Annotated in this window: 16 protein-coding genes and 2 pseudogenes; 14 read left to right on the plus strand and 4 right to left on the minus strand. The window is 39.4% G+C overall.

Translation table 11 applies throughout. From position 1 onward, the window contains the following. Window positions 1-27 precede the first annotated feature (27 nt). Complete coding sequence (topA, locus tag B6D67_RS05110; protein ID WP_010922315.1) at window positions 28-2,157, plus strand: type I DNA topoisomerase; 2,130 nt, start codon at window positions 28-30, stop codon at window positions 2,155-2,157. 74 nt (window positions 2,158-2,231) lie between these two features. Here topA and B6D67_RS10255 read toward each other — a convergent pair. Then, window positions 2,232-3,114, minus strand: a pseudogene (locus tag B6D67_RS10255) (LysR family transcriptional regulator). A gap of 12 nt (window positions 3,115-3,126) precedes the next feature. Here B6D67_RS10255 and B6D67_RS05130 point away from each other — a divergent pair. From B6D67_RS05130 to B6D67_RS05170, 9 genes and pseudogenes are all read left to right on the plus strand, one after another. Continuing rightward, window positions 3,127-3,672 (plus strand): annotated as a pseudogene (locus B6D67_RS05130) (PTS sugar transporter subunit IIC); the annotation flags it as partial. Window positions 3,673-3,686: 14 nt separating this feature from the next. After that, window positions 3,687-4,679, plus strand: a complete 993-nt coding sequence (locus tag B6D67_RS05135) for a D-lactate dehydrogenase (RefSeq protein WP_010922317.1) — start codon at window positions 3,687-3,689, stop codon at window positions 4,677-4,679. A gap of 104 nt (window positions 4,680-4,783) precedes the next feature. Beyond that, on the plus strand, window positions 4,784-5,449 hold the full coding sequence (locus tag B6D67_RS05140; RefSeq protein ID WP_002989760.1) for a SatD family protein: 666 nt from the start codon (window positions 4,784-4,786) through the stop codon (window positions 5,447-5,449). Then, window positions 5,442-6,158 carry a DUF3307 domain-containing protein gene (locus B6D67_RS05145; protein ID WP_009880716.1) on the plus strand — a complete coding sequence of 239 codons (717 nt, stop codon included), beginning with the start codon at window positions 5,442-5,444 and terminating at the stop codon, window positions 6,156-6,158. Before B6D67_RS05140 ends, B6D67_RS05145 begins: the two co-directional genes overlap by 8 nt. Window positions 6,159-6,308: 150 nt before the next feature. After that, a complete protein-coding gene (gene trmFO, locus B6D67_RS05150) occupies window positions 6,309-7,655 on the plus strand; it encodes a methylenetetrahydrofolate--tRNA-(uracil(54)-C(5))-methyltransferase (FADH(2)-oxidizing) TrmFO (protein ID WP_010922319.1) in 1,347 nt (448 codons plus the stop codon). A 155-nt stretch (window positions 7,656-7,810) separates the two neighbouring features. Next, complete coding sequence (locus B6D67_RS05155) at window positions 7,811-9,214, plus strand: pyruvate carboxylase subunit B (protein ID WP_282097740.1); 1,404 nt, start codon at window positions 7,811-7,813, stop codon at window positions 9,212-9,214. 42 nt (window positions 9,215-9,256) lie between these two features. Next, window positions 9,257-9,571, plus strand: a complete 315-nt coding sequence (locus tag B6D67_RS05160; RefSeq protein WP_009881173.1) for a membrane protein — start codon at window positions 9,257-9,259, stop codon at window positions 9,569-9,571. Beyond that, window positions 9,571-9,921 carry a biotin/lipoyl-containing protein gene (locus B6D67_RS05165; RefSeq protein ID WP_010922321.1) on the plus strand — a complete coding sequence of 117 codons (351 nt, stop codon included), beginning with the start codon at window positions 9,571-9,573 and terminating at the stop codon, window positions 9,919-9,921. Before B6D67_RS05160 ends, B6D67_RS05165 begins: the two co-directional genes overlap by 1 nt. Before the next feature lie 9 nt (window positions 9,922-9,930). Continuing rightward, window positions 9,931-11,061: a sodium ion-translocating decarboxylase subunit beta gene (locus tag B6D67_RS05170; protein ID WP_010922322.1), complete on the plus strand. Its 1,131-nt coding sequence runs from the start codon at window positions 9,931-9,933 to the stop codon at window positions 11,059-11,061. Between the two features lie 199 nt (window positions 11,062-11,260). Here B6D67_RS05170 and citG read toward each other — a convergent pair whose 3' ends face one another. From citG to B6D67_RS05185, 3 genes are all read right to left on the minus strand, one after another. Next, the gene (gene citG / locus B6D67_RS05175; protein WP_010922323.1) at window positions 11,261-12,145 is read right to left on the minus strand and encodes a triphosphoribosyl-dephospho-CoA synthase CitG; all 885 of its coding nucleotides are present in this window, start codon (window positions 12,143-12,145) and stop codon (window positions 11,261-11,263) included. Then, entirely contained in the window at window positions 12,138-12,833 is a 696-nt protein-coding gene (locus B6D67_RS05180; RefSeq protein WP_002995032.1) for a GntR family transcriptional regulator, read from the minus strand. The genes citG and B6D67_RS05180 overlap by 8 nt, the downstream gene beginning before the upstream one ends. A gap of 157 nt (window positions 12,834-12,990) precedes the next feature. Then, window positions 12,991-14,394: a CitMHS family transporter gene (locus B6D67_RS05185; RefSeq protein ID WP_014635470.1), complete on the minus strand. Its 1,404-nt coding sequence runs from the start codon at window positions 14,392-14,394 to the stop codon at window positions 12,991-12,993. Between the two features lie 379 nt (window positions 14,395-14,773). Between B6D67_RS05185 and B6D67_RS05190 the strand changes: the two genes are divergently transcribed. From B6D67_RS05190 to B6D67_RS10505, 4 genes are read left to right on the plus strand one after another with little or no spacing between them, the layout of a single operon-like run. Beyond that, a complete protein-coding gene (locus B6D67_RS05190) occupies window positions 14,774-15,097 on the plus strand; it encodes a hypothetical protein (protein WP_011285538.1) in 324 nt (107 codons plus the stop codon). 56 nt (window positions 15,098-15,153) lie between these two features. Beyond that, window positions 15,154-15,549 carry an acetyl-CoA carboxylase biotin carboxyl carrier protein subunit gene (locus B6D67_RS05195; RefSeq protein WP_002991764.1) on the plus strand — a complete coding sequence of 132 codons (396 nt, stop codon included), beginning with the start codon at window positions 15,154-15,156 and terminating at the stop codon, window positions 15,547-15,549. Between the two features lie 44 nt (window positions 15,550-15,593). Beyond that, window positions 15,594-16,715 carry a sodium ion-translocating decarboxylase subunit beta gene (locus tag B6D67_RS05200; protein ID WP_002991766.1) on the plus strand — a complete coding sequence of 374 codons (1,122 nt, stop codon included), beginning with the start codon at window positions 15,594-15,596 and terminating at the stop codon, window positions 16,713-16,715. 17 nt (window positions 16,716-16,732) lie between these two features. Next, window positions 16,733-16,867, plus strand: a complete 135-nt coding sequence (locus tag B6D67_RS10505; RefSeq protein WP_003050685.1) for an OadG-related small transporter subunit — start codon at window positions 16,733-16,735, stop codon at window positions 16,865-16,867. Window positions 16,868-16,877 lie beyond the last annotated feature (10 nt).

Genomic DNA, 16,877 nt, shown 5'->3' on the forward strand with positions numbered 1-16,877 from the left:
ACAAACTGTTATAGGAAGTGTGTCGAATTGGGAACAAAAACTACAACTAAGCCAAAAACGGGTACTAAAAAGTCCACCACTAAAAAGAAATCAACAGCGAAAAAAAATCTCGTTATTGTTGAATCACCTGCCAAAGCTAAGACTATTGAAAAATATCTTGGACGCAGTTATAAAGTTGTTGCTTCGGTAGGACATATTCGTGACTTAAAAAAATCGTCTATGTCTATTGATTTTGATAATAATTATGAGCCACAATACATTAATATCCGTGGTAAGGGACCCCTTATCAATTCTTTAAAAAAAGAAGCCAAAGCTGCTAAAAAAGTTTATTTAGCTAGTGACCCGGATCGTGAGGGAGAGGCTATTTCTTGGCATTTGTCACATATCTTAGGACTTGATCCTCAAGATAATAACCGAGTGGTTTTTAATGAAATTACGAAAGATGCAGTTAAACATGCCTTTGTGGAGCCTCGTCAGATTGATATGGACTTGGTAGATTCTCAACAAGCACGTCGTGTTTTGGACCGTATTGTGGGATATTCCATTTCACCAATTCTTTGGAAAAAGGTCAAAAAAGGACTTTCAGCAGGACGTGTCCAGTCGGTTGCTTTAAAACTCATCATTGACCGTGAAAATGACATCAAAGCATTTGTTCCAAAGGAATACTGGTCTATTGATGGTCTTTTTAAAAAAGGAACTAAAAAGTTTCAAGCGACTTTTTACGGTATTAATGGCAAAAAAACAAAGCTTGACAATAACAACGATGTCAAAGAGGTATTAGCAAAGCTAACAAATGAAGATTTTCTTGTCAGCAAGGTTGACAAGAAAGAGCGACGTCGTAATGCTCCCTTACCTTACACAACATCATCTCTTCAACAAGATGCTGCTAATAAAATCAATTTCAGAACGCGTAAAACCATGATGGTAGCCCAACAACTGTATGAGGGGATTCATTTAGGAGAAAATGGAACTCAAGGTTTAATTACCTATATGCGTACGGATTCTACTCGTATCAGTCCAGTAGCACAAAACGATGCTGCTCAATTTATTATCAATCGCTTTGGAGCTAATTATTCAAAACATGGTAATCGTGTCAAAAATACCAGTGGTGTCCAAGATGCTCACGAGGCGATTCGTCCATCTAGTGTTAATCATACGCCAGACTCTATTGCCAAATACCTTAACAAGGATCAGTTAAAACTTTATACGCTTATTTGGAATCGTTTTGTGGCTAGCCAAATGACAGCAGCTGTTTTTGATACCGTAAAGGTGAACTTGGAGCAAAATGGCGTGATTTTTGTTGCCAATGGTAGCCAAATGAAGTTTGATGGTTACATGGCTGTTTACAATGATTCCGATAAAAACAAAATGTTACCTGAGATGGCAGAAGGAGAAACGGTTAAAAAAATATCGACCTCTCCAGAACAGCACTTTACGCAGCCACCAGCTCGTTATTCTGAAGCAACTCTAATTAAAACGCTAGAAGAAAATGGTGTTGGACGTCCATCAACTTACGCTCCAACCTTAGAAGTCATTCAACGCAGATACTATGTTAAATTGTCTGCTAAGCGCTTTGAGCCAACTGAGCTTGGGGAAATTGTCAACAAGCTTATTGTCGAATTTTTCCCAGATATTGTCGATGTTGCCTTTACTGCCGAGATGGAAGGTAAGCTAGATCAAGTTGAAATCGGAGAAGAACAATGGCAACATGTTATCGATCAATTCTATCAACCCTTTGTCAAAGAATTGAATAAGGCTGAGTCTGAAATTGAAAAGATTCAAATCAAAGATGAACCAGCTGGCTTCGACTGTGATGTTTGTGGTCACCCAATGGTCATTAAGTTAGGACGTTTTGGGAAATTTTACGCGTGTAGCAACTTCCCAGAGTGCCGTAATACAAAAGCCATCACTAAAGAAATTGGTGTTACTTGTCCGGTTTGTCATAAAGGACAAGTTATCGAGCGTAAAACCAAAAAAAATAGGATATTTTATGGTTGTGATCAGTATCCAGATTGTGAGTTTATCTCGTGGGATTTACCTATTGGACGTGCTTGCCCTAAGTCAGGTGACTATCTTATTGAGAAAAAAGTTCGTGGTGGCAAACAAGTAATGTGTAGCAATGAGACCTGTGATTACAAGGAAGAAAAAATTAAATAAAAAAAGAATTGGAACTCCTTGTCTTGTTCCAATTCTTTTTTTATTTACAAAGGTATTTTTAACTACAAAAATCGCTAGTTCGTTTTTAAAAGGCTTAAAAATTCCTCAATAACTGGACTGAAACTCGCATCATCTCGGTAAGCAATCCCAATAGGGTAAAAATTATTTTTATCTTGCAAAGGAATCCAAACTAAGTTATCTACCTGATTAAGACTCTCAAAATCACTCGGGAGGATAGTCAAGGTATTTAAATCGTGCAAACTATGAATAAGAACTTCCCAATCATTGTGTTTAAAGACAATATCTGGTTCAAAACCGAGAGCTCGGCATTTTCTAGGAAGCATTTCGCCTAACATGTAGTGATCGTTTAAAGAAGCAATCTTATAGCCTTTTAAATCTTTAAGTTTTAACTGAGGATGTTGCGCCAAAGGGTGCTGTTTGAGGAGAACGATACTGACCTTATAGCCTTTTGTGGACGTTTGTAATAGCTCAATGGTAATATCCTTTCGAATACTTAGAAAGGAGAGGAGACCAATATCGATTTTTCCTTGGGACAATAATTCTTATAATTTGCGAGAACCATCCTGTATAAGCGATAATTCAACATTTGAGTGAGTAGCCATAAAGATTGAAATTTGTTTCATGAATTGTATAGCAAACAGTGATGTTAATTCAACACGAATCATCTCTTTTTTTCTTGATTTAATTGCTGAATATCCGCAACAATTTGATTAAAGTCATCCACAAGGTCTTTGCCTTTGTGATAAAATATCTCCAGCTTCGGTTAGTAGTAGCTGTCAATCACTTTGTGTAAAAAGCGTCGTGTTCAAACTAGGACTCTAGCCTTTTAATTGATTGAGAAAGAGTAGGTTGCGTTACAAACAAACTTTTAGCAGCGTGGGAATGATTTTTTGTTTCAGCAACTGCAATAAAATAGGTTAATTGTCTAATATCCATAGTAGATCCTTCATGATTGGTCAAGGAATAGCGTCTCTACTTGGTTTACAACCTATTTTGATGTCTCTCCTTATTGCCATGATTTTCTGCTTCCTTATTGTTTCTCCAATTACAACGGTAGGAATTGCTCTTGCGATTAACTTATCTGGTATTGGTTCAGGTGCCGCAAGCTTTGGACTTTGCTTAGCAGGTTGGGCTGTTAATTCAAAAGGAACTTCACTTGCTCACGTCTTGAGATCACCGAAAATTTCAATGGCCAACGTTTTATCAAAACCAAAAATCATGTTGCCAATGTTATGTTCTGCAGCTGTACTTGGTGTTATTGGTGCTATCTTTAATATTCAAGGAACACCTGCTAGTGCAGGCTTTGGAATTAGTGGTTTGATCGGACCTATCAATGCCCTTAATTTAGCTAAAGGCGGATGGTGTCCAGTAAATATTCTACTTATCATTATCATTTTTGTAGGGGCACCAATTGTTCTCAATATGATCTTTAACTACCTTTTTATCAAGGTGCTTAAAGTGATTGATCCAATGGATTACAAACTTGATATCTAAGAAAGGAACTTTTGATGAAATTAAAATTATATAATGTTAGAGGCGAAGAAGCAGTCTTAGCAAAAAAATGGGCTGATGACAATGGGATTGAGATTTCCTTGACGGAGTCTCCCTTAACTCCTGAAACGGTTAAAGAAGCTGAAGGCTTTGACGGGATTGCCAATGCCCAAATTGGTCCTTTAGATGATGCGATTTATCCTCTCTTAAAGGAAATGGGGATTAAACAAATCGCTCAGCACAGTGCTAGTGTCGATATGTATAACCTTGATTTGGCCACCGAAAATGACATTATTATCACAAATGTTCCTAGCTATTCTCCAGAATCCATTGCAGAATTTACGGTTACTATTGTCCTTAATTTAATTCGTCATGTGGAGTTGATTCGTGAAAATGTTAAAAAACAAAATTTCACTTGGGGACTCCCTATCCGCGGCCGTGTTTTAGGTGATATGACAGTTGCGATTATCGGAACTGGACGTATTGGTCTAGCTACTGCTAAAATCTTTAAAGGTTTTGGCTGCAAGGTCGTTGGATATGATATTTACCAAAGCGATGCTGCCAAAGCTGTCTTGGACTATAAGGAATCTGTAGAAGAAGCGATTAAAGATGCTGATCTTGTTTCCTTACACATGCCACCAACTGCAGAGAACACACACCTTTTCAATTCTGATTTATTTAAATCATTCAAAAAAGGGGCTATTTTGATGAATATGGCGCGTGGTGCCGTCATTGAGACGCAAGATTTACTGGATGCTTTGGATGCAGGCTTACTGAGCGGAGCTGGTATTGACACTTACGAATTTGAAGGACCTTATATACCTAAGAATTTTGAAGGTCAAGAAATTACAGATTCACTATTTAAAGCTTTGATTAACCATCCTAAGGTTATTTATACACCTCATGCAGCTTATTATACTGATGAAGCCGTTAAAAACCTAGTTGAAGGTGCCCTTAATGCTACAGTAGAGATTATCAAAACTGGGACAACGACAACTCGTGTTAACTAACAACTGATTTGACGTCCATTATAAAGGAATAATTCTAAAAATTCCTTTATAATGGACTTTTTTGTATTAGTCCGTTATAATAGACTGTAAGAAAGGGGGCTCTTATGACATATATAGCGCTTATTGGAGATATTATCCAGTCCAAACAATTGACGGATCGTTCCAAAGTTCAAAAAACTTTAGCAGCTTATTTAGACGACCTCAACAAAACCTTTGCTCCTTATATTATTTCTAAATTATCCCTAACGTTGGGAGATGAATTTCAAGGACTTTTTCAGGTGGATACTCCTATTTTCCATCTGATTGATTTGATTAATCATCACATGGATATCCCTATTCGATTTGGAGTAGGAGTAGGTTCTATTCTAACAGACATCAATCCTGATATTAGTATTGGGGCTGATGGACCTGCTTATTGGCATGCTCGTGAGGCTATTCGTTATATTCATCAAAAAAATGATTATGGTAATACTACATTAGCTCTTCGGACTGGTCATCACAACCAGGATGATGTATTAAACAGTTTACTAGCAGCTGGAGATGCTATTAAAGCCAACTGGCGAGCTAGTCAATGGGAAATTTTTGACACGCTTTTAGATTTGGGCATTTATGAGGAATACTTTGATCAACAACGACTAGGAAAGCAATTATCTCTTAGCTCTAGCGCTTTGTCAAAACGTCTAAAAAGTAGTCATGTTAAAATTTATCTGAGAACACGGCAGAGTGCGCTAAACTGTCTCAAACAAATCAAGGAGGAAACTGATGATTAATGGTGTCTCTCACTACCTAGCTCAAACCCCTACACTTACCCTGTTTCTCATTTGTCATGTGTTATCAGACTACCAGTTACAAAGTCAGCAAGTAGCTGATTTAAAAGAAAAACATTTGACTTATTTAGGTTACCACTTGATTGGAGTTAGCATTCCCCTAATTTGTTTAACCCTCATTATCCCACAAGCATGGTTGATGAGCCTATTGGTTATGATAAGTCACGCGCTTATTGACTGGCTAAAGCCAAAGATGGCTAACTCTCTAAAATGGAAAAGAGAGTGGATTTTTCTGCTGGATCAATGCTTACATATCGCTATTAGTTCATTTGCTGGGCTAAGGTTAGCAGGGGTGACCTTGCCTAATTGGCTTCCGATATCTATTTTGATGACCGTTTTATTTATCCTACTCATTACCAAACCAACTAATATTGTCTTTAAACTCTTTTTCAGCAAATACCAGCCTGACCAAGGAGAAAAAATGGACACGATCATAGGAGCGGGGGCTACCATAGGAATTCTAGAGAGAATTGTTATTGGGGTGTGTATGATCATGGGGCAATTTGCTTCAATAGGTCTGGTCTTTACCGCTAAATCTATTGCTCGCTATAATAAAATTTCGGAAAGTCCAGCTTTTGCAGAATACTACCTAATTGGTTCTTTATTTAGTATTCTCAGTGTTTTTATCGCAGCATGGATTTGTTTCTTCTAGTTGAAAAGGGTTCCCGTAGAAAGAGACTAACGCTTAGTCTCTTTCTTTTTCTTTCTTCTTATTTCTGTTATAATAAGTCAGGTAACTACATTAGAAAGATTTGTGGGTCTGTCATCTAAGAGATGTCATTCCCGAAGAGGTATTAGTGACTTGTCTCAATCAACTGCAACTTATATTAATGTTATTGGAGCTGGGCTAGCTGGTTCTGAAGCTGCCTATCAGATTGCTAAGCGCGGTATCCCCGTTAAATTGTATGAAATGCGTGGTGTCAAAGCAACACCGCAACATAAAACCACTAATTTTGCCGAATTGGTCTGTTCCAACTCATTTCGTGGTGATAGCTTAACCAATGCAGTCGGTCTTCTCAAAGAAGAAATGCGGCGATTAGACTCCATTATTATGCGTAATGGTGAAGCTAACCGCGTACCTGCTGGGGGAGCAATGGCTGTTGACCGTGAGGGGTATGCAGAGAGTGTCACTGCAGAGTTGGAAAATCATCCTCTCATTGAGGTCATTCGTGGTGAAATTACAGAAATCCCTGACGATGCTATCACGGTTATCGCGACGGGACCGCTGACTTCGGATGCCCTGGCAGAAAAAATTCACGCGCTAAATGGTGGCGACGGATTCTATTTTTACGATGCAGCAGCGCCTATCATTGATAAATCTACCATTGATATGAGCAAGGTTTACCTTAAATCTCGCTACGATAAAGGCGAAGCTGCTTACCTCAACTGCCCTATGACCAAAGAAGAATTCATGGCTTTCCATGAAGCTCTGACAACCGCAGAAGAAGCCCCGCTGAATGCCTTTGAAAAAGAAAAGTATTTTGAAGGCTGTATGCCGATTGAAGTTATGGCTAAACGTGGCATTAAAACCATGCTTTATGGACCTATGAAACCCGTTGGATTGGAATATCCAGATGACTATACAGGTCCTCGCGATGGAGAATTTAAAACGCCATATGCCGTCGTGCAATTGCGTCAAGATAATGCAGCTGGAAGCCTTTATAATATCGTTGGTTTCCAAACCCATCTCAAATGGGGTGAGCAAAAACGCGTTTTCCAAATGATTCCAGGGCTTGAAAATGCTGAGTTTGTCCGCTACGGCGTCATGCATCGCAATTCCTATATGGATTCACCAAATCTTTTAACCGAAACCTTCCAATCTCGGAGCAATCCAAACCTTTTCTTTGCAGGTCAGATGACTGGAGTTGAAGGTTATGTCGAATCAGCTGCTTCAGGTTTAGTAGCAGGAATCAATGCTGCTCGTTTGTTCAAAAGAGAAGAAGCACTTATTTTTCCTCAGACAACAGCTATTGGGAGTTTGCCTCATTATGTGACTCATGCCGACAGTAAGCATTTCCAACCAATGAACGTCAACTTTGGCATCATCAAAGAGTTAGAAGGCCCACGCATTCGTGACAAAAAAGAACGTTATGAAGCTATTGCTAGTCGTGCTTTGGCAGATTTAGACACCTGCTTAGCGTCGCTTTAACACTAAAAAAGAGTTCCTTTTCAGTTGAGTTGCTGAAGAGGACTTTTTTACTTGCTGATTTGAGCGCTAGCTATGCAAAAGAATGCACAAAAAATACATGAATAGACTATGGTCACTAGAAGCAATATTATATAATGAATAGTACTCATTAGTTGATTCAGTTTGGAGGTTTTAGCATGCAGCAGCAAGTCGCAATAACAGAAACAGTTTTACGGGACGGTCATCAAAGTTTGATGGCAACGCGTTTATCTATTGAAGATATGCTTCCTGTCCTTACCATCTTAGACAAGATTGGTTATTATTCCCTAGAGTGTTGGGGAGGAGCAACCTTTGATGCCTGTATTCGTTTTTTGAACGAAGACCCTTGGGAAAGGCTGCGCACGTTAAAAAAAGGCTTACCTAATACCCGTTTACAAATGTTATTAAGAGGCCAAAACCTTTTAGGCTACCGTCATTATGCAGATGACATCGTTGACAAATTCATTAGTTTATCAGCTCAAAATGGGATTGATGTTTTCCGCATTTTTGATGCCCTAAATGACCCACGAAATATCCAGCAAGCCTTAAGAGCTGTGAAAAAGACGGGTAAAGAGGCTCAACTGTGTATTGCCTATACAACTAGCCCAGTGCACACGCTTAACTATTACCTTTCTTTAGTGAAAGAATTGGTTGAGATGGGAGCTGATTCTATCTGCATCAAAGATATGGCTGGTATTCTAACTCCCAAAGCGGCTAAAGAGTTGGTATCTGGTATCAAAGCCATGACTAACTTACCTCTTATTGTGCATACCCATGCAACTAGTGGCATTTCTCAGATGACCTATCTAGCAGCAGTAGAAGCTGGTGCTGATAGAATTGATACGGCTTTGTCACCTTTTAGCGAAGGCACTTCACAACCTGCTACAGAATCCATGTATTTAGCCTTAAAAGAAGCAAGTTATGATATCACATTAGATGAAACGCTACTGGAACAGGCTGCTAATCACCTTCGACAAGCCCGTCAAAAGTACTTAGCAGATGGCATTCTGGATCCCAGTCTTCTCTTTCCAGACCCAAGGACACTACAATACCAAGTTCCTGGAGGCATGTTGTCTAATATGCTATCTCAGCTGAAACAAGCCAATGCCGAATCAAAATTAGAAGAAGTTTTAGCAGAAGTTCCTCGGGTAAGAAAAGACTTGGGTTATCCTCCCTTAGTAACACCGCTTAGCCAAATGGTCGGGACTCAAGCTGCTATGAATGTGATTTTAGGAAAACCTTACCAGATGGTGTCTAAGGAAATTAAACAATACTTGGCAGGCGACTATGGCAAAACACCAGCACCAGTCAACGAAGACTTAAAACGAAGTCAAATTGGCTCAGCTCCTGTCACCACAAATCGTCCTGCAGATCAACTAAGTCCTGAATTCGAGGTGTTAAAAGCAGAAGTAGCAGATTTAGCCCAAACGGACGAAGATGTGCTGACTTATGCCCTCTTCCCAAGCGTAGCAAAACCGTTTTTAACAACCAAATACCAAACTGATGACGTCATTAAAGTGACTGCCTTTATCAAAGCATAATAGGCTATCTTAATCAGATAGAAACAAAAATATGGAGATCAAATGACCTATTCCTTTATTGATATCTTACAAGTTACCTTAGTATCCTTGTTCTTAGTGTTAACCTGTTTAACAGGGATTATGGGATTAATGATGCTAAGTGGTAAATTATTGTCACAAGAAAAAAAAACTCTCTCTCAACAAGCTTCCAGCATTCCTCAAGAGCAAGAAGCTGACAAGTTGAGTGGAGAAGCTCTCGAAACTCTTTTAGCCAAAGACGAATTGGCTAGAATTGCTGTTATGACTAGTCTTGCTTATGCTAGCCAAGAAGAGTCAGGAAAACGGTTTGAAGTTATTGCCGTGGAAAGGAAATCCTAATGAAAAGATATGAAGTGACTGTCAATGGACAGGTTTATGAAGTGAGTTTACGTGAACTAGTTGATGGAGAAACTGTTGAAGTTAGCCAGCCAGCAGCACCCGCTACTGAGAAAGAAATGAATGCCAACGCTGCTGGCGGTGGCATTCAGGTAAAGGCTCCAATGTCTGGAACAGTCTTGTCTATCTTTGCTACAGAAGGAAAAGCTGTTAAAAAAGGAGAAGCTGTTCTGGTCTTAGAGGCCATGAAAATGGAGAATGAAATTCTAGCACCTGCAGATGGTCTGGTTTCAAAAATTCATGTTGTGGCTAACCAAACGGTCGAGTCTGAACAAGTTTTGATTTCATTCTAGGAGGAAACCATGCTAGACGTACTCAATCAAATGGTCCAATCGTCAGGATTGGCTCATCTAACTGTTAATAATCTTATCATGATTTGCTTGGCCAGTTTCTTTTTATACCTTGGTATCAAAAAGGAATATGAGCCTTACCTTATGGTACCAATCGCCTTTGGGATTTTACTCGTTAATTTGCCTATGGCGGGATTGATGGACCACCCTGCCAATGGTAATCCTGGTGGCCTTCTTTATTACCTATATAAGGGAACTAGCCTAGGGATTTACCCACCTTTAATTTTTCTTTGTTTGGGGGCATCAACTGACTTTGGTCCCTTGATTGCCAATCCTAAAACCATTTTACTAGGAGGCGCAGCACAAGTTGGGATTTTCTTAGCCTTTTTCCTTGCTATTATGTTAGGCATGACACCTCAAGAAGCGGCTTCTGTCGGGATTATTGGTGGTGCCGATGGACCAACAGCTATTTATGTGACGACAAAGTTGGCGCCTGATTTACTCTCTACTATCGCCCTAGCAGCTTATTCTTACATGGCTCTGGTACCTATTATTCAACCTCCCATCATTAAACTCTTGACTACCAAGGCGGAACGCCAAGTGAAAATGACTCAAGCAAGAACTGTTTCACAAAAAGAAAAAATCATTTTCCCGATTATGGTAACAATCTTTGTCAGCCTTTTGGTTCCAAGTGCTACAACCTTGGTTGGCTGTTTGATGCTGGGAAATCTGGTCAGAGAAATTAAAATTGTTCCTAAAATTGTAGAGAATCTCCAACAAGTGGTTATGTTTTGCATTACTATCATTTTAGGGTTAACCGTTGGTGCTAAGGCCAATGGAGATCTCTTTTTATCAGCCACAACCTTGAAAATTATTGCCCTTGGGCTAATCGCCTTTGCTGCTGGGACAGCAGGGGGTGTCTTGATGGGGAAGGTCATGTACTATTTATCTGGTAACAAAGTGAACCCTATGATAGGAGCAGCAGGTGTTTCAGCTGTTCCGATGGCAGCACGAGTGGTCCAAAAGATCGGACAAGAAGAAGATCCAAGTAATTTCTTACTCATGCACGCCATGGGGCCCAATGTAGCTGGCGTTATTGGCTCAGCCATTGCCTCAGGTGCCTTGCTGGCCTTCTTTGGCTAATTGTGAAAAAGGATTAGTAAATTAATCTTAATAAATCATTATCAGGAGTTGGAAGCAATCTAGCTCCTTTTTTAGTAGAAAGCTCGAGTGATAAACTATTCCAAAATAATTATAAAAAAGACTGTCCTGATTGTACGGACTATATCAGTTGACTTTTATAGTCTAGCTGAAATAGCAGTGCAAAACTAAGACACTCGTTTTAAAGTAGTTTTTCTAAAAAAGCAAAATAAAAGGTCAGAGCCAATAAATCTGCCGCGCCCCCAGGGCTTAAATGCTGATTAATGAGGCATTGATTGTAGGAGGACAAAGCCAATCTTAGGTCAGTTGTTGATAAATCTTGTTGCAGGAGTAGTCGCATATCTGCCTTAACGCCTTTCCATGCTTCAATCCCTCCACGATGAATCAGATTTCCATCTTCAACAATAGACATCAAATAAACAAGAAGACGAAGCTGACTGGTTTCGGGGTCATTTTGACTTATCATCTGACGAAAGTAGGGCAAGGCATGGTCTGTTAAGGTCGTGAATCCCTCGCTTGCCTCACCCCGAGGTCCTTTGATGCCATAAGTTACAAAGAGTTGCTCCCCATAAGTGAACTCTTTTTTAGTGTTCAAATGACCAAGGTCTGTTTGAATCAAATGTGCCGTCATAGGTTTTACTAAACGACAGATAGCTAGAGTATCTTCCTTGCTAAAACGCCCTAAATCAGTCATTAAGTGAGGTGTTCTTGCTAGATAGGCCCCAGTTGCACCAAGAAGTAAAGCCATGGAAAAATTCAGGCCTTTATGAGTGTTAATTCCCTGAGTAGCACAAAACATGGTTTCCTCGGCCTTTTGACCTAGTTGTCTAAGACGGTTAAACAGAAGAAGTGGCTCTTCTTTTGCATAAGCAAAACCTGTTTCGATATAAGCCTGAAAAAAAGGAGAGAGTGCTATCATACTGTCGATAAAGGTTATAAAGGACATGTCATCATGGGCACCGTTATCAAATCGATCAACTAAACCAGGTTTTGGAGATAGTGAGACTTCATAAAGCAAAGCTTTTAAGGCCAGTTGACTAATACTTGTTAGAACTGCCTTAGTCATTTTGCTCAGGCCTCATTTCTTTTAAGATAAATTCAAGTGAGCTATTCAAGTGTTCATGTGTAATCAACGTAATTTGCTCATGATCTTTGTTCTTCATACCTCGGTAAATCATCCAGTGTTCAGATAGAGCTCGTTTACGGCGTTCAACTGAAGAAATCGAAATTTTTCTAAAGTAGACCAAATAAGCTTGCAATTCTGTCACAATTTCTTTTAAGCGGACCATTTGGCTATAGCTGTAAATCAAATTGTTAAAGGCATTAAAATTATCCAAAATACGATTGGTGTCATCCTCTGCGATAAAGGTTTCACAGTCTTCCAACAAGTTATGCATGACTTTAAAATCTTCTTCTGTCATTAAATGCATCGCTTGCACTGTTGCGAGAGTCTCTAGAGCTTTTCGAATTTCAAAAATTTCACAGGCATCCTTGATACTAACTCCTTTGACAATAATGCCTTTTTTAGGAATGTGCTCTACAAGGTGTTCTTCAGACAATAATCCCAAAGCGTAGCGAATAGGTGTCCTGCTAATATTAAGCGCAATGGAAAACTCTTTTTCATTAATGCGGCTTCCAACAGGAATTTGTCGCAAAATAATGGTCTTTTTAAGAGCGTTATAAAAGGCTATTTTCAAAGGGATATTTCTTGATAGGTCAAGATTTTGTTTAACGGCTTCGATAATAGGATTCATGTCATCTCCTTAATGCTAGTGTCCTCACTTTATTATACTTAAATTTGTGAAACATTCCAATAGGACTAGATGAGTTCTGAAAAATTAAAGCCATGCTCACAAAAGGACATGACTTTAATCATCTCATAAGGAATAAGGTAGTAGTGTTATCGTTGGTTTATTGTGGAATGTAAAGTGGCATTTGTCCCATGGCAATAATGGTTACCACAAAGATAACAAAGATGATAAGGGCATATTTAGCAGCCTCTTTTTGCCATTCCCCCATGTCAAGACCTGTCAAGCGAAGAAGAAGATAAATGAAGGCAACTAATGGACTAAGTAAGTGGAAGGCTTGTCCCATGAGGGAAGCAAGTGCCATAGCCATGTTACTGAAACCATATTCAGCACCAGCTTCTGCAAGAACAGGCAAGATACCATAGTAAAAACCATCATTGGAGATAAAGAAGGTACCAGGTGCAGAAACTAAGGCAATAACGAGACCCCAGAAACCTGCCAGTTGTTTTGGAATAATGGTTGCAAAACTTTGTGCAAGAGCGCTAGCCATACCAGAACCTTGAAAAAGACCCATAAAGATACCAGCAGCAAAGACGAGAATAACCACTTGAACCGCATCACCAGCATTGTCACCAATGCGTTTTGATTGATCTTTAAGCACTGGGTAATTGACCATCAAGGCGATACAAGTTCCCACCGCAAAAAGAAGAAGCGGTGCCATAGCAATAGATTTGTTGAAAGAGCCAGCAACTAACCAAGTGATTAATCCAATGGTTAAGATAGCATTGAAAACAAAGTTTTTAGGACGACGAATAAAAAGGGTATCTGGGTCAGTAATGTCTGTGAGTTGACGCATGTCTTCTTCAGACAAGTCAATAACACCAAGTCTTGCACGTTCTTTACGCCCCATGCTTGGAGCAACCCAACAAATCACATAAAGAAGAGATAAAATCATACCCGGTGCAAGATAGCCAAGAATTTCAGGACCGACACCAAGAACAGACATCGCACGAGCAGTAGGGCCACCCCATGGCAGTAAGTTCATAATAGTATTTTGAAGAATAATCAAGACACCTAGGTTCATGATTTTCATGTCCAATTTTTTATAGATAGGTAAGAAAGCAGAGCAACAAATTAAAGTAGTGGTTGTTCCATCACCATTAAGAGATACTGCAGCAGCAACGACAGCTGTTGCGATAAGCACCTTCATTGGATCACCTTTAGCAAAGCGAATCATCTTTTCAGTAATCGGATCAAACAATCCTGCATCTAACATGACAGAGAAGAACAAAATGGCAAATAGCAACATGATACCTGTTTTAGCAGTATTGTTGATACCATACATAACCATTGGTCCGATAGCTGTTAGGTCTTTAGCAATTCCACCGTCACCAACAAAGGCAACAAATTTGGCATCTGCATTGAAGTCAGCTGAACCAGTCAGTATAACAGCAATCGTCATGATTAATGGAATCATGACCAAAGCAGTAAAAGGGGTCATTTTTTTCTTCATTACCACGTACATAAAGACAATAATCATGGCATAAGCCAGCATTGTTAATAACATCATTGTTATCTCCTTTTTCAAGTTATGATTTCAGTATAGATGAAAGCGCTTATAAAATAAATACTTCTTTGTGCAGAAAGACACAAAAAAAACAATTTGAAAATTAATTTTGAAAACCATTTTTATTACATCAGGTGACTTTAAATTTTCTATAATAATGATGAACCTAGTTAGATCAAGCTTTTCTTGCTATCAGTATCTTGATCTCAGTTTTTCAACAGTTACCTAAAAATAAAATAAAAGGTAACTGTTGAAAAACTTTATGAAACATTGAAAGCGCTCTTAGAAAGAACACAAAAAAGCCATCTCAAAAAAGATTGGTAGTATATAATAAACTTACTAGTTCCTTAAATAGGTAAATGTGAAAAAGAGGTAGCTCATGCAGTTTTTACAAAAATGGTTTAAACACTCTAAAAAAGAGAAGTTGAAAGAATCCTCGTCCCTTAGTACAGAAATAGAACCTTCTGAAAACTGGGCAAAGATTCCCGCTTATATTCCTGCAGACAAAAGTGATTACAAAAAGGTTACTTTAATTACCAGTGTTATTGCTGCTGGCGATAGACCTAATAGTCAATTCAAGGTTAAACGCATTCTCAAGCGCAATCCTGAGGCAATCACTGTTTCTTTAATTGCTTCAAGTATCGCTGCAGGTGTTTACCCAGAAAGTCAGTTTCGGGTGACATCCATCTATTGCAAAAGGTAGTCGGTGAACGATACTTTAGACGAACTCATGACACAATAACATATAGGAGAAAAATGATGTTACGAAAATTTAAAATTACCATTGACGGTAAAGAGTATCTTGTAGAAATGGAAGAAATCGGTGCTCCTGCCCAAGCAGCTGCCCCCGCTCAACCAATATCCACTCCAGTACCTGTCCCTACTGAAGCAAGCCCACAAGTGGAGGAAGCGCAAGCACCACAGCCAGTAGCTGCAGCGGGAGCGGATGCCATTCCATCACCAATGCCTGGAACCATCTTAAAAGTCTTAGTAGCAGTGGGAGACCAAGTAACTGAAAATCAGCCACTATTGATTTTAGAAGCCATGAAGATGGAAAATGAGATTGTGGCCTCATCAGCAGGAACCATTACAGCTATCCACGTCGGTCCAGGTCAAGTGGTCAATCCTGGTGATGGTCTCATTACAATTGGTTAATAGTACTATAACTAGAATAAATAGACAGAAAAGGAAGTGAATTTGTGGACACTTTAATCGCAGGAATAACCTCCATCACCATTCCTCAAATTGTTATGATGGTCATTGGTGCCCTCTTAATGTATCTAGGAATTAAAAAAGAATACGAACCAACCTTACTTGTCCCCATGGGACTTGGAACCATTCTCGTTAACTTCCCTGGTTCAGGAGTTTTAACACAAGTGGTTAACGGAGTCGAGCAAGAAGGGGTTTTTGAGGCTCTCTTCAATTTTGGGATTGGAACAGAACTTTTCCCACTGTTGATTTTCATTGGTATAGGAGCCATGATTGACTTTGGCCCCTTGCTTCAAAACCCATTCATGCTCTTGTTTGGTGCTGCAGCTCAATTCGGAATTTTCTTTGTTGTGGTTGTTGCCGTACTGGCTGGCTTTGACATTAAAGAAGCAGCTTCAATCGGCATTATCGGAGCAGCAGACGGACCGACTTCTATCTTTGTTGCCAACCAACTGGCCAAGGATTTACTGGGTCCAATTACGGTTGCAGCCTATTCTTACATGGCTCTGGTTCCTATTATCCAACCATTTGCCATTAAATTAGTGACAACGAAAAAAGAGCGCCGTATCCGTATGACTTACAAAGCTGAGAATGTATCTCAAATGACTAAAATCTTATTCCCAATCATCATTACCTTAGTAGCAGGGTTCATCGCCCCAATTTCTCTACCTTTAGTTGGCTTTTTGATGTTCGGTAACTTATTACGGGAGTGTGGTGTGCTCGATCGCCTGTCACAAACTGCTCAAAATGAATTGGTAAACATTATTAGTATCTTGCTTGGATTGACCATCTCTATTAAAATGCAGGCAGACCTGTTCTTAAATGTACAGACACTCTTAATCATCGTCTTTGGTTTACTTGCTTTTATCATGGATTCTATCGGTGGGGTCATGTTTGCCAAATTTCTCAATCTCTTCCGAAAAGAGAAGATTAATCCAATGATTGGCGCTGCGGGTATTTCAGCTTTTCCAATGTCAAGTCGTGTCATTCAAAAAATGGCAACAGATGAAGACCCGCAAAACTTTATCCTCATGTATGCTGTAGGTGCCAATGTCTCTGGCCAAATCGCCTCTGTTATCGCAGGTGGTTTGTTGCTAGCTTACTTTAGCTAAGAAAGGAAGGAAACCTTATGACAATTAATATGGACCATTTGATTAGTTCCTTTGAGCTAATGGCGCTTGGTATGGCAGGTGTCTTTATCGTGTTAGGCATTCTCTATCTTGTCGCAGAGATCCTGATCAAACTTTTCCCAGTTAGTAAATAACAATATCATT

The sequence above is a fragment of the Streptococcus pyogenes genome, assembly GCF_002055535.1.
In the GTDB taxonomy this organism is placed as follows: domain Bacteria; phylum Bacillota; class Bacilli; order Lactobacillales; family Streptococcaceae; genus Streptococcus; species Streptococcus pyogenes.

Bases quoted from the DNA above. Each gene is read 5' to 3' on its own strand.
- B6D67_RS05195 (WP_002991764.1), top strand. From the start codon at position 15,154: ATGTTACGAAAATTTAAAATTACCATTGACGGTAAAGAGTATCTTGTA.
- B6D67_RS05180 (WP_002995032.1), bottom strand. From the start codon at position 12,833: ATGAATCCTATTATCGAAGCCGTTAAACAAAATCTTGACCTATCAAGA.
- B6D67_RS05170 (WP_010922322.1), top strand. From the start codon at position 9,931: ATGCTAGACGTACTCAATCAAATGGTCCAATCGTCAGGATTGGCTCAT.
- B6D67_RS05140 (WP_002989760.1), top strand. From the start codon at position 4,784: ATGACATATATAGCGCTTATTGGAGATATTATCCAGTCCAAACAATTG.
- B6D67_RS05185 (WP_014635470.1), bottom strand. From the start codon at position 14,394: ATGTTATTAACAATGCTGGCTTATGCCATGATTATTGTCTTTATGTAC.
- B6D67_RS05190 (WP_011285538.1), top strand. From the start codon at position 14,774: ATGCAGTTTTTACAAAAATGGTTTAAACACTCTAAAAAAGAGAAGTTG.
- citG (WP_010922323.1), bottom strand. From the start codon at position 12,145: ATGACTAAGGCAGTTCTAACAAGTATTAGTCAACTGGCCTTAAAAGCT.
- B6D67_RS05135 (WP_010922317.1), top strand. From the start codon at position 3,687: ATGAAATTAAAATTATATAATGTTAGAGGCGAAGAAGCAGTCTTAGCA.
- B6D67_RS10505 (WP_003050685.1), top strand. From the start codon at position 16,733: ATGACAATTAATATGGACCATTTGATTAGTTCCTTTGAGCTAATGGCG.
- B6D67_RS05145 (WP_009880716.1), top strand. From the start codon at position 5,442: ATGATTAATGGTGTCTCTCACTACCTAGCTCAAACCCCTACACTTACC.
- B6D67_RS05165 (WP_010922321.1), top strand. From the start codon at position 9,571: ATGAAAAGATATGAAGTGACTGTCAATGGACAGGTTTATGAAGTGAGT.
- B6D67_RS05160 (WP_009881173.1), top strand. From the start codon at position 9,257: ATGACCTATTCCTTTATTGATATCTTACAAGTTACCTTAGTATCCTTG.